The following is a 12,494-nucleotide window of genomic DNA, read 5'->3' as shown; positions in this document are numbered from 1 at the left end:
GAACTGACCGCCGAAGGATGCGCGGCTCGAAGTCCTGCCATTCGATACACAAACTACCGCCCGCAAAACGAGATCTTCCAACGAGATATCGACGTCAGGCTCAACGACGCCCGCAACCTGCGTCACAGGATCGGCGCGGCGTCGGATCGATACGCAGAGTACCGTGTATCCGAGCAGGCAAGCGAGCGGCCGAGGCTCAACCGTTCTACGAGTCCCAGTCCGACGAGACTTCAGGCCCATGCAGCTTGAGGTTCTTTCCGTTCTCCTGATTGAAGTAGATCCGGTCGCGCGGCGGCCCGATCTTCAGGCCGGATTTGCCCGGCTGGCCCTTCTTCAGCCGGTGGCCGTTCACGACGACCTCGGCGCGCAACTGCTTCCAGCCAGCCTGCTTCAGGAACTCGATCGCCTTGCGCAGATCGGCGAGCAGGCGGCCGTCGTTCGAATCCGTCGAGCCGAGCTGGCTCTTCAGATCGGCGATGGGGATAAACGTGTCGGTCTTGGCCGCGAAGACGCGCCAGCAGAGCCACATCACCAGGTCGAGCGTCTTCGGCCGGCGCAGCAGCTTCTTGATGAGCACGGCCGGGACGGGAACATGGTGCTCGACGAAGTCCTGAAAGAAGTCCTGCCCGATCTCGAAGCCGATGGGCCGGTCCTCGTGGGGCGCGCGCGGCGCCGTCAGGGTCAGCTTGCCGTCGTCGATCAGGCCCTTCGCCTCGCTGGGAGACTTCGCCCACCCCGGCGCGCGCGAGGCGCGGATGATCGGCAACACCAGGCTTTCGGATTCGCCGTCCGGTCGGTCGCGCACGATCGAGATCGCGCACGCCCGAATGCGCTTCATCCGCTGCTTCAGGATCGCGTAGTCCGTGCCGCCGGTGGGCTTGCCCATGGCGTTCAGGTAGTCGGCCGCGGTGCTCCACTCGACGAAGCGAGCGCCGTCCAGGATGCGGGCGCGCTCGCGCTCCCGGCGCATCCGTTCGACCTCGTTCAGGTCGGGCGTCAGCGCGAGGTCCTTGTTGGCGGCGATCTCCTGCTGCAGGTTGCGCCGCTCGGCCAGCGCGCGGTCGATCATGAAGTAGAGCGGGCCGCGATCCTGTCCGAAGGGAACCGGCGTGCCTTTGACGGTCGCGGCGAAGGTGACGGTCAGGTGCGACCCGTCGCCGAGCCGCGCGCGCCGCTCCCACTGGGTGTCGGCGACCTCGTCATAGGGCAGGCCGCAGAGGATCAGCGCCTGCGCGACGAGCCACAACTCGTTCATGTCGCCCGTCTCGCGCACGTCGCGGATATCGCGCGCGTTATGGAAGAGCGCGAGCTGCGAGCGCTTCTCCTCGCCGGCCCGGTCCCGAGTTTTCTTTGGCTCCCGTGTTGTCTTCTGCTCCGCTGGAACCTTGGCCATCCACAATCCTTGATGCCGATATTACGCCATCACCGGGCTTACTCTCCGGGTTTCAGGTCGGAGAGCGCGCCACGCGGTATGCTTGTCGTCTGCCGCACGACCAGCCGGGTTTCGATGCCGGTATTCGACGGCGCGGGGTGGTCTTCGCTCTCGTCGATATGAGCCTTCAGCGCCATCACCGCGGCGGACGCCAGGTCGCGGCGCGACATCTGGATCGAGGTCATCGGCGGAAACATATACTGCGCCAGCCGGATATCGTCGAAGCCGATCACCGAAAGATCGTGCGGAATGCGCAGCCCCGCGCCCAGCGCCGTGTGCATGGCGCCGATGGCGGTCATATCGTTCGAACACATCACCGCCGTCGGCGGATCGGCCAGCGCCAGCAGCGCGCTCATGCCGTCCATGCCGACCTCCGCCGTGTGGTCGCCTTCAAAGACATACTCCTCCGGCAGCGCGAGCCCGATGGCCTGGATCGAACGGCGAAAGGCGTGCTCGCGCGCCAGCGCCGTGTGCAGGTAGCGCGGACCGGCCAGGAAGCCGATCCTGCGATGTCCTAGCACGGCCAGGTGCTGCACACCCTCGCGGATGCCCTTTTCGTAGTCGATCGAGATCGTGGAGATGGCCTTGCCCGGAGGCGGCGTGATCGCATGACCCGGCGGCGCCACATCGATGAAGACCATGGGGATGCCCTGCAGCGAGAGCCGCTCCAGCAGCAGCGGCTCGATCCCGAAGGTCATCACGGCCACACCGTCCACTTTGCGCTCGAGCATGCGTTGAATGCACAGCTCCATCTGCTTCAGGTCGCGCTTGGTGGAGCCGATCATGGTCTCGTAGCCGACCTCGACCGCCTTCTCCTCGAAGCCCTGGATCAGCTCCGGGAAGAAGGGGTTGGTGATGTCCGAGATGATGACGCCGAAGAGGCGGCTGCGGCCGCTGACCAGCGCGCGCGCCTGCGTATTGGGCACATAGCCCAGCCGGTTGACGACCTCCCACACGCGCTTGCTCAGCTTGGGGTCGACCGTCTTGACATGGTTCATGACACGCGAAACGGTCGCAATGGAGACGCCGGCCTCAGCCGCCACCGTGCGTATGTCCATCCGTCGTTCGGCCTCTCCCTCGATGGGGAGCAGCTTTCTACGTGCCAAGAAAATCCTCCATGCGCTAGGAAACAGATTACACGCGTTGGGCGGCTCGACGGGTAGGACGTTGACAGCGTTCGCCAAACTTTGCGTTAATGACAAGCGGTAAACGTTTTCAGCGCGGCCTGGCCGCAACCTCCAACATTAGAACCATTACCCCGCGAGCGAGCAAAATCATGATGAAGAATCTGCAGGAACTGGAACTCTGGTTTGTCACGGGCAGTCAGCACCTCTACGGCGCCGAGGCCCTCGCCAAGGTCGCCGCACACGCCCAGACCGTTGCCGCCTCGCTCGATGCCGAAGGCGCCATCCCCGTCCGCGTCGTCTTCAAGCCGGTGATGACCACCGCCGAGGAGATTCGCGGCCTCTGTCGCGAGGCCAACGCCACGCCGAAGTGCATCGGCCTCATTCTCTGGATGCACACCTTTTCGCCCGCCAAGATGTGGATCGCCGGGCTCACCTCGCTGACCAAGCCCTTCCTGCACCTGCATACGCAGTTCAACCGCGAGCTGCCGTGGTCGACCATCGACATGGACTTCATGAACCTGAACCAGGCCGCGCACGGCGACCGCGAGTTCGGCCACATCACCGCGCGGCTGGGCCTGCGGCGCAAGGTCGTCGTCGGCTTCTGGCAGGATCCCGCCACGGTGCTTGAGATCGGCACATGGTCCCGCGCCGCTGCCGGATGGTACGAGTCGCAGAATCTCAAGGTCGTCCGCTTCGGCGACAACATGCGCGACGTCTCCGTCACCGACGGCGACAAGGTCGCGGCGGAGACGCAGCTTGGCTACAGCGTCAACACCTACGGCGTCGGCGACCTCGTCGCGCGCATGAACCAGTTCTCCGACGCGGAGGTCGCGAAGCTGGTTGAAGAGTACCGCGCCGCCTACACGATTACCGAGAAGCACAATCAGGTCGACTCGCTGAAGGTCGCGGCCAAGATCGAACTCGGCCTGCGCGCCTTCCTCGAAGAGGGCGGATTCGGCGCCTACACGGATAACTTCCAGGATCTCTTCGGTCTCGACCAGCTCCCCGGCATCGCCAGTCAGCGCCTGATGGCCGAAGGCTACGGCTTCGGCGGCGAGGGCGACTGGAAGACCTCCGCGCTCGTCCGCATCATGAAGGTGATGGCGCAAGGACTCGAAGGCGGCACGTCGTTCATGGAGGACTACACCTACGACCTTTCGGGCAGCCCCAAGGTTCTCGGCTCGCACATGCTCGAGATCTGTCCGACCATCGCGGCGGCCCGGCCGTCGGTCGAGGTGCATCCGCTCGGCATCGGCGGCAAGGCCGACCCCGTGCGGCTGGTCTTCACCGCGCCCAGCGGCCCGGCCGTCGTGGCCTCGCTGGTCGACATGGGCAACCGCTTCCGCATGATCGTCAACGAGATTGACGTCATCCAGCCGGACGAGCCGCTGCCGAACCTGCCCGTCGCCTGCGCGGTCTGGCTGCCGAAGCCCAGCCTGAAGGTCGCCGCCGCCGCATGGATCTACGCCGGCGGCGCCCACCACACCAGCTTCAGCCAGTCGCTGACGATGGAGCACCTCGCCGACTTCTCCGAGATCGCCGGCGTCGAGCTGATCGCCATCGACGCCGACACCCGCCTGCGCGAGTTCCGCCAGCAGCTCCGCTGGGAGCAGACGGCCTACTCGCTCAACATCGGCCAGCGGTAGCCGGATCGTACCGAACGGAAAGAGGCGCGGGCGAAAAGCTCCCGCCTCTTTCCGTTCACCACCCGTACAAACGCCGTCATCTCGACCGGAGCGAAGCGCACCGGATTTGCCTCAATAGCCGGGAGATGTCGGGGGCGCCAGGGCGCGGCCTCACGCACCGACAGAGGTCTATCTACTTTGCTATCCTGCCGTTGATGACATTCCCCTCATCCCACGTCGCGAACACTCCAAGCGTCACGCTGCGCGAGGTCGCCCTGCGTGCCGACGTCTCGCTGAAGACCGCATCCCGCGTGCTGAACGGCGAACCCGGCGTGCGCAAGGCCACCGAAGACCGTGTCCGCGACGCCATGCGCGAGCTGCGCTTCCGGCCCAACGAAGCCGCGCGCGCGTTGGCCGCCGGAAAGTCCCGCGTCATCGGCGTCATGGTGCCCAGCCTCGCGCTGGACTTCATGAGCCGCTGCGTCGAAGAGATTCATAAGGCCGTCTACGAGACCGGCCGCACCGTTTCGCTCGTCTTCTCGGACAACGACCCGGCGCGCGAGCAGCAGAATCTGCGCACCCTGCTGCACAGGCGCGTCGACGGCGTCATCCTCTTTCCCACCGACTCCGCCTGGTCCGCCGCGGGCGTCGATCTTGACGACACGCCGCTGGTCGCGCTCGACATCCCAACCTCGCAGCGGCATACCGCGTCCATCTCGGTGAACAACCGCGAGGCCTCGGCCGCGGCCGTCGAGCACCTCGCCGGTCACGGCTATCGGTCGCTGGGCATCGTCGGCGCGGGGCCGAAGCTGAAGACGATCCAGGACCGCGTCGAAGGCGCCTCGACCGCGGCGCGCAAGGCAAAGATGGCCGCCAGCGCCATGCTGGTCGAACGCGAGGATGAGCTGACGGTCGAAGCGATCCTCAGCCGCTTCGACCCGCTGCCGCGCTGCTTCTTTGCGCTGAACTCCTCGGCCGCCGAGGCTGTCGTTCGCGCCGTTCGCAGCCGCGGCCTGCGCATCCCGCACGACGTCGCCATCGTCGGCTTCGACGACTTCCGCACCGCGGATCTGGTCGCCGATGGACTCACGGCCATTCGCCAGCCCGTGGAGGAGCTGGCGCGCATGGCTGTTCGCCTGCTGCTGGAAAAAGCCGGGCCGGAGCCGGGTCCGCAGAGCCACGTGCTGCCCACGGAGTTGATCCTGCGCCGGTCCTGCGGTTGCGGGAACGGCTGACATAACAGCAGTGTTATATTGAAGGCATGACCGGCGCGGAACTCAAGCACGCTCGCCTTACCGTCCGCTGGACCCAGCAGCAGGCCGCCCATCGGCTCGGCGTCACGCAGGCCTATCTCTCGATGGTCGAACGCGGCTCTCGCCCCGTCTCGGCTGAGCTTACGGCCAAGGTGGTGGAGGTCTTTCAGATCTCGCCGACTGCCCTGCCGCTCGGCCCGTACCGGTTTCGCGCGCTCGACGAGAAGCAGTTCAAAGAGGCGCTTGGAGCGCTCGCCTACGCCGGCTTCTCGTACCTGCGCGGCGGCGAACGGATGAACCCAGCCGACCTGCTGCTGCAGGCGCTGGACTCCGAGGATCTCGACGCTCGCGTGGCCGAGGCGCTGCCCTGGCTGCCGGTCGCCTTTCCGCAGATGGACTGGGTCTGGCTGACACGGAACGCCAAGCTGCACGATCGGCAGAATCGGCTGGCGTATGTGGTGCATGTCGCCAGCCAGGTCGCGGAGCGAAAGGGTGATCGCGCGCTTGCGGCGAGTCTCGCCTCGCGCGTGCAGGAGCTGGAGCGGTCGCGGCTGGCGCAGGAAGATACCCTCTGTTCCGAACGCATCACGAAGGCAGAACGGCGTTGGCTGGCCACGAATCGCCCGGAGGCGGCGGAGCACTGGAATCTCCTCACGAATCTTTCGGTGAATCATCTTGACCACGCCTTCCACTAATCGTCCTCCCGAGCCCTGGGACTCCTTTCTCCGTGGTCTCGACGCGGCGGTCGATACCGTGACACGGATGGACTGCATTGGCGGCTTCGTCATCACCCAGTTTTACGGGCTCGACCGGGCCACCTCGGATGTCGACGTCATCGAACTGGCGCCACCCTCAGCCGCTTCGACCATCCTCACGCTTGGCTATCGGGGCAGCGCTCTCTCGCGGGTTCATCGGATCTACCTCGACCGCGTGGCCGTCGCCTCCATCCCCGAGGACTATGAGGACCGTCTGGTGGAGATGTTTCCCGGCGCCTACCGGCATCTGCGTCTTATGGCGGTGGACCCGTACGATCTGGCGTTGTCGAAGCTGGAGCGCAATGGGATGAAAGACCGCGACGATGTACGCTACCTTGCGCGCACGGTTCCGTTCGACCTCGGCATCCTGCAGCAGCGTTACGACAAGGAACTCCGCTGGCAGCTAGGCGTGCCGGCGCGGGAAGACCTTACGCTCAAGCTCTGGATCGAGGCGATTCTGGAGGACAGGGCGGAGGGCTGAACCGGTCTGGCCGCTGGTCGAACCAATCCCGTTGTATATGATGGTCACCGAAGTAAACGTATTCCACGGCACGGAGCCCCATGAAGTCGACTCTTCGCATCTTCGCCCTTGGTCTGATCTGTCTGCTCTCTGTCTTCCGCGCGCCGGCGCAGACGCCGAAGCCCGTGCTTGCCGCGACCCCGCCCATGGGTTGGAATAGCTGGGATGCCTACGGCCTGACCATCACCGAGGCGCAGTTTCGCGACAACGTCGCCGTGCTCGCGAAGACGTTGCGGCCCTTTGGCTGGAGCTATGCGGTCATCGACGAGGGCTGGTTTCTGAAGAATCCACTGGATCGCCCGTCGCCGGAGAAGCTGGCCTACGAGATCGACGCCAATGGCCGGTACATCCCGGTGCCCGCGCGCTTTCCGTCCGCGCTTGAAGGCGGCCGGAACATGGGCTTCGCGCAGCTTGGCCGCGACGTTCACGCGCAGGGTTTGAAGTTCGGCATTCATATTGTGCGCGGCATTCCGCGTGAGTCGGTCGCGCGCAATCTGCCGATCGCCGGCAGCCGGTTCCAGTCCGTCGATGCGGCGGACCAGACCGACCCCTGCCCGTGGGATCCGACCAACTGGGGCGTCAAGGATACCCCGGCTGGGCAGGCCTGGTACGACTCGCTGTTGGCGCAGTATGCCGCCTGGGGCGTCGACTATCTGAAGGTGGACTGCATCTCGGATCACCCGTACAAGCCGGCGGAGATTCGGATGCTGCATCGGGCGATCGCGAAGACGGGCCGCCCGATCGTGCTCAGTCTTTCGCCCGGACCAACGTCACCCGGCGTGGCGAAGGAGCTGATCCCGATGGCGCAGATGTGGCGCATCTCCGACGACATGTGGGACTACTGGAAGAGCCCATCGCATTTTCCGCGCAACCTCTACAGCCAGTTCGAACTCGCGGCCGCCTGGGCGCCGTATGCCAAACCCGGCACGTGGCCGGACGCCGACATGCTGCCCTTCGGTTACCTGGGGCCGGAGCCCGGCGACGGCAAGGCGCGCGACTCCCGCCTGACCCACGACGAGCAGCGGACGATGATGACGCTTTGGGCGATGATGCGTTCGCCGCTGGTGCTTGGCGCCAATCTGACGAATCTCGACGACTGGACGACGAAGCTGCTGACCAACCGCGATGTGCTCGCGGTCGACCAGCTCGGCCACGGCCAGCGGCAGGTCTCGCGGGAAGGGGATATCGTCGTCTGGAGCTCCGAGGGCGCCGGCGGCGTGCGCTATCTCGCGGTCTTCAATCTGAATGATAGCGAGCGGAAGGTCGTACGCTCCTACGGCTTCTACAACCTGCCGGCGAAGCGCTATGCGGCGCGCGAGCTGTGGTCCGGCGTCGAAAGCCCCGCTGCCGAAGGGGTGGCCGTAATGATTCCCGCACACGGCTGTGTGCTGTTCGAACTGAAGCCGTAATCCTGTCTACCGCGTCTCCGGCGGAACAGGGTAGGCGGGCACGGCGTTGGGGAAGGCGATGACCAGGTGCTCAAAGACCACGCCGGGATCGCGGTAGTAGAGCCGCAGGGTGTGCTTGCCGGGCGCCAGCGGGCCGAGCGGCGTCAAGCCGATGGCGGCGTTGCGCAGGACGTTGGCGGCCCAGACCGGGGCGCTGTTCTCCTTCCACTCGCCGGAGCCCGAGGCGTCGATCAGCTTCGGCGCGCCGCCGTCGATCGAGACGCCGTAGCCCAGGTGATGCTGGGCGTCGACCGGGAAGGTGGGCAGCAGGAAGAGCGCGAGGGTCGCGGGAGCCTGCGTACCCGTCGTGAACTCATATTCGAGCCACGGCTCCGTCGCAAGCGCAGGCGGTGCAGCCATGCTGTTGGCGAGCTTTCCGGGCGCGCCGTACACGACCGAATCGCCCGAGATGCCGAGATCGGCGAGGATGTTCCAGCGGCCGAGGCTGCCATCCTGTTTCTTTGAGAAATGAGCCGCCTCGATGGAGACGAGCCCGTTCTTCTCCACGAATCCCGATCCGGGCGTAGCTGTCTTCGCAGAAGGAAGATCGGGCGCCCACATGGCGGGCAGAGGCTTCGTTGCGTCGGCCGCGCTCGCGGTCTGGGGCATCTCGAAGACGTGGCGCTGGCGCGGCGCGGCGGACATGATGCCGTCCCACTTGCCGCCCTGCAGGCTGTTGTACTGCGCGGTCAGGGTCTGGATGCGGTTGTAGGCGGCTCTTGCTTCGAACGCTTCTTCCTCGCGGGCTATGTCGCTATGTTCGGCCGCGAAGAGGAAGCTGCGGTCGGCGGCGAGGAACTTCTCGTTCTGCGCCTCGGAGGCGGCGACGGGGTAGCCGACGAGTTCGAAGAACGCATCCTGCGCGCTGGCTGGAATAGTCTTCGCGACGGCGGCGGTGTCGGACGCGAGCGTCTGCCACGCGGCGAGGCGCTCGTGGTTTTGGTCGCCCCAGGCCAGCGGGTTGAAGTCCGTGCGGTTGATGCCGTCGTTATAGCCGTTGAAGCCCATGAACTCCGGCTTGCGGACGAAGTTGAGCTGGTAGTAACGCTGCATCAGATTGGCGATCCGGCTGGCGTCGGCGGTGGGGAACTGCTCGGCCAGCCACGTGCGCAGGAAGGTCGACTGGTCGACCGCGGCCATCCTCGGTTCGTCCCATGCGAGCTGCATGAAGTAGTCGATATCGGCCTCGGCGGGCTTCAGGTCGCCGACGTTCAGCACCCAGTAACGGCGGGCGTTGTGGTCGTACGCCTTGGTCATCTCCTCGCGGATCAGCGCAGGCGGAGTGCTCGACAGCCACAGATGATCGTGCGGAAAGCCCCAGTAGGAGACGTGGTAATAGATACCGGAACCACCGCTTCGCTGCTGCTCGGCGACCGTCGGAAGCTGGCGGATGTAGCCGTAGTTGTCGTCCGTCCAGCCGAGCGTGACGTCGTCCGGCACCTTCATGCCGGCGCGGTAAAGCTCCAGCGACTCCTTGTAGAGCCAGATGACCTGCGGAACTTTGGTGACGTCGGGTGTGACGTGCGCGGCGAGAATCCTGCGCTGCTCCTTCATCACGTCCTCGACCAGCCGGGCCTTTACCTCGGCCGAGCCGGTGGCCTCGAGGCCCGAGTCGTGGACGCCGCGCATGCCGACGGTGTAGAAGTTTTCGAACCTGCCATTTTCGGCCAGCCGCTTATCCCAGTACTTGTCGATGGCGGAGTGGTTGGTCTGGTAGTTCCACGGGCCGTCGCGCTTCTCGTCCCACTCGCCGACGTTATTGCGCAGCAGCGCCTCGGAGTGCGAGGAGCCCATGACGATGCCCCACTTGTCGGCCAGCTTCGCGTTTTCGGGCACGGCGTTGAAGGCGAGCGTGCCGGGATGCATCGCGGGCCAGAGCGAGTTCGCATGCAGACGCAGCAGCAGCTCGAAGATGCGTTCGTACGCGTGCGGCCCGACGTTCTTCAACTCGGGGTCCATCTTCTTCGCCGCCCACGGGCGCAGACCCCAGTCTTCGTCGTTCAGAAAGATGCCGCGATAGGGAACCGAGGGCGAGTTCTGTACGGTAGTTCCGGTATGGATGTAGACCTCGGCGTGGTGCGGGACGGGCACGTCGGCCCACCAGCTCCAGGGCGAGACGCCCATCTGACGCGAAAGGGTGAAGAGCGCGAAGGCCGCGCCGCGACGGTCGCTGCCGGCGATGACCAGCGCGTGTTTGACGCCGGGCATGGGGGATTCGACGATAGTGGTGACGGCCGCCTCCCACTTGTTGGCGATGGCGGTCTTGTCCAGCTTGCCGGCGCTTTGCAGGCGGTCGAGCGTGGGAGACTGGCCTGCGACGCCGACGACGACGAGGGTTTCGGGCGCGGGCGAGGGCAGGGTCGCGACGACCCGCGGACGGCTGCCGGTGACAGCCTCGATGTCCCCGGCGAAGGCGTTCGCGGCAGTGCGGACAGTCTCGGGCGCGCTGGATTCGACAAGGATGACGGCGTGCGCCAGCGGCAGATCGGCGGGCTCGGGGTGATCGAAGCGAACGGCCTGGGCGGCGCAAGCGAGGGTGCTTGCGATGGCGAAGATCAGCGGGCTGGCGAGGCGAAGTTGCTTCATGCGGCGACCTTGGATGGGGCTGGAGAAAGTCCGTTTTGCTTGAGGGTACGGCTTCAGCCGTACCAGAAGTGCTGCATTTTCAACGCGGCTTCAGCCGCTGAGGTAAGGTCTTCGCGGAAGCGGCGACTCTGAAGCTCTGGCATACCAAGAGGCAAAGACAAGAGCAGATCCTCTTCGAGGATGACAAACAGGAGAGGCAAAGACGACCGCGTCCGAACGCTCCGCCAGTATAGCTAAGTTAGCGTTGTCTCCGCAGAGAGCGGGGCGCTTCGGCGTTGAGTGATTTCTGCCACTTTTCCTCCGCTTGTGGATGGAGATCGGAACGAGGAAGATAAGACCATGACGACGCGGAGAAGGTTTCTCTACGCAGGTGGTGTGAGTCTGGCGGCGCTGGCGAGCCCGCGGTACGCCTTTCCCGGGATGCAGGGCGGGGCGGAGTACAACGTGATGAAGTACGGCGCGGTGGGCGACGGCGCCACGGTCGACACCGCGGCGGTGCAGAAGGCCATCGACACGGCGGCGGCGCAGGGCGGCGGACGCGTCATCCTGCCGGACGGAAAGCGGTTTCTCTGCGGCTCGCTGCTGTTGAAGTCGGGCATCGAGTTTCACTTTGGCAACGGGGCGACGCTGGTGGCGAACACCGATCCGGCGGACTACAAGCTGCCGGGGATGCTGAACGCGGACGGCGCGCAGGGGTTGAAGATTACCTCCAGCGGCGGCTCGCTCGACGGGCAGGCGCGGCTCTTCATGACGGACTACGATCCGAACGACGAGCGCTGGGCGCCGAAGGCGTTTCGTCCGCGCATGTTCTCGCTGCTGCGCACGAAGGACCTGGAGATCTCGAATGTGAACTTCGGGCGCGCGCCGCAGTCGGGGCTTTACATGCTGGGCTGCGAGCGGGTGCTGGTGGATAAGCTGCAGATTCGCAACTACATGAACGTGCCGGACTGCGACGGGATCGTGGCCGACCGGAGCCGCGAGGTGTTGATTCAGGGCTGCGACCTGGTGGGCGGTGGCGACTCGATCGTGGTGAAGGCGAGTGAGCAGAAGGAGGACTTCGGCGTGAGCCGGGGCATCGCGGTCCACAACTGCGTGGTGGTCTCGCGGGAGAGCGGGTTGAAGGTCGGGACGGAGAGCTTCGGCGATATCTCGAAGGTTCTGTTCGAGCACTGCAGGCTGGTCGCGGTGGGGCGCGGGCCTACGATCGCGCACCGGCATGCGGGAAACATTGAGGATATCGAGTTTCGCGATATCGACATCGTCGCGGCCGAGCACCATGCGGACCGGTGGCGGGGATGGGGCGAGGCGATCTCGATTACGGCGTGGCCGGAGACGGCGGACGGTAAGGTGGGCACGCTGAAGGACGTCCGCCTGCGCAATATCCGGGCGCGCGCGGAGAATAGCGCGCGGATCGACGGGCAGAAGGAGCAGCCGGTCGAGGACGTGGTCCTCGAAAAGGTCGAGATCACGATCGACAAGTGGACCGACTACGAGGGCGGCAAGTTCGACAACCGCCCTGTGGCCGGCGACGGACTGGAGACGCACGATACGCCGGCGTTCTCGATCCGCCACGGCAACAAGGTGCTGGTGAAGGACTGCGTGGTGAAGTGGGGCGATCATCCGGAGAAGTACTGGTCGAGCGCTCTCGAGGCAAGCGACGTGCAGGCGCTGAAGATGGAGAACTTCAACGGCGAGGCTGCGTTTCCGGATGCGCAGAAGGCTGTGGTGGTGGCGTAGGGGCCTGAGGC

At 65.5% G+C, this 12,494-nt stretch carries 9 protein-coding genes; 6 read left to right on the top strand and 3 right to left on the bottom strand.

The features are described 5' to 3' along the window. Positions 1-205: 205 nt before the first annotated feature. Positions 206-1,393, bottom strand: a complete 1,188-nt coding sequence (locus CHB87_RS18585) for a replication initiation protein (RefSeq protein WP_089409950.1) — start codon at positions 1,391-1,393, stop codon at positions 206-208. Positions 1,394-1,431: 38 nt separating this feature from the next. Beyond that, positions 1,432-2,538, bottom strand: a complete 1,107-nt coding sequence (locus CHB87_RS18580; RefSeq protein ID WP_245818083.1) for a LacI family DNA-binding transcriptional regulator — start codon at positions 2,536-2,538, stop codon at positions 1,432-1,434. A 170-nt stretch (positions 2,539-2,708) separates the two neighbouring features. On the opposite strand from CHB87_RS18580, the gene araA reads away from it, so the two are divergent. From araA to CHB87_RS18555, 5 genes are all read left to right on the top strand, one after another. After that, positions 2,709-4,205, top strand: coding sequence for an L-arabinose isomerase (gene araA / locus CHB87_RS18575; protein WP_425432492.1), 1,497 nt, complete (start codon positions 2,709-2,711; stop codon positions 4,203-4,205). 194 nt (positions 4,206-4,399) lie between these two features. Continuing rightward, positions 4,400-5,419 carry a LacI family DNA-binding transcriptional regulator gene (locus tag CHB87_RS18570; RefSeq protein WP_176441855.1) on the top strand — a complete coding sequence of 340 codons (1,020 nt, stop codon included), beginning with the start codon at positions 4,400-4,402 and terminating at the stop codon, positions 5,417-5,419. A gap of 26 nt (positions 5,420-5,445) precedes the next feature. Next, positions 5,446-6,132, top strand: coding sequence for a helix-turn-helix domain-containing protein (locus CHB87_RS18565; RefSeq protein WP_089409947.1), 687 nt, complete (start codon positions 5,446-5,448; stop codon positions 6,130-6,132). After that, positions 6,113-6,673 (top strand): DUF6036 family nucleotidyltransferase, encoded by a 561-nt coding sequence (locus tag CHB87_RS18560; protein ID WP_142988428.1) that lies wholly within the window; start codon positions 6,113-6,115, stop codon positions 6,671-6,673. Before CHB87_RS18565 ends, CHB87_RS18560 begins: the two co-directional genes overlap by 20 nt. A gap of 80 nt (positions 6,674-6,753) precedes the next feature. Further along, a complete protein-coding gene (locus CHB87_RS18555; RefSeq protein WP_217897074.1) occupies positions 6,754-8,121 on the top strand; it encodes a glycoside hydrolase family 27 protein in 1,368 nt (455 codons plus the stop codon). Positions 8,122-8,127: 6 nt separating this feature from the next. Here CHB87_RS18555 and CHB87_RS18550 read toward each other — a convergent pair whose 3' ends face one another. Then, positions 8,128-10,746 carry a glycosyl hydrolase 115 family protein gene (locus CHB87_RS18550; protein ID WP_089409945.1) on the bottom strand — a complete coding sequence of 873 codons (2,619 nt, stop codon included), beginning with the start codon at positions 10,744-10,746 and terminating at the stop codon, positions 8,128-8,130. Between the two features lie 339 nt (positions 10,747-11,085). On the opposite strand from CHB87_RS18550, the gene CHB87_RS18545 reads away from it, so the two are divergent. Next, complete coding sequence (locus tag CHB87_RS18545; RefSeq protein ID WP_089409944.1) at positions 11,086-12,483, top strand: glycoside hydrolase family 28 protein; 1,398 nt, start codon at positions 11,086-11,088, stop codon at positions 12,481-12,483. Positions 12,484-12,494 lie beyond the last annotated feature (11 nt).

The sequence above is a fragment of the Granulicella rosea genome (genome assembly GCF_900188085.1).
Taxonomy (GTDB): domain Bacteria; phylum Acidobacteriota; class Terriglobia; order Terriglobales; family Acidobacteriaceae; genus Edaphobacter; species Edaphobacter rosea.
The sequence above is the reverse complement of the archived record's forward strand: the minus strand, read 5'-3'. Positions and strand labels throughout refer to the sequence as shown.

Coding starts and splice junctions, on each gene's coding strand:
- araA (WP_425432492.1), top strand. CDS start 2,709: ATGATGAAGAATCTGCAGGAACTGGAACTCTGGTTTGTCACGGGCAGT.
- CHB87_RS18555 (WP_217897074.1), top strand. CDS start 6,754: ATGAAGTCGACTCTTCGCATCTTCGCCCTTGGTCTGATCTGTCTGCTC.
- CHB87_RS18570 (WP_176441855.1), top strand. CDS start 4,400: ATGACATTCCCCTCATCCCACGTCGCGAACACTCCAAGCGTCACGCTG.
- CHB87_RS18565 (WP_089409947.1), top strand. CDS start 5,446: ATGACCGGCGCGGAACTCAAGCACGCTCGCCTTACCGTCCGCTGGACC.
- CHB87_RS18585 (WP_089409950.1), bottom strand. CDS start 1,393: ATGGCCAAGGTTCCAGCGGAGCAGAAGACAACACGGGAGCCAAAGAAA.
- CHB87_RS18545 (WP_089409944.1), top strand. CDS start 11,086: ATGACGACGCGGAGAAGGTTTCTCTACGCAGGTGGTGTGAGTCTGGCG.
- CHB87_RS18550 (WP_089409945.1), bottom strand. CDS start 10,746: ATGAAGCAACTTCGCCTCGCCAGCCCGCTGATCTTCGCCATCGCAAGC.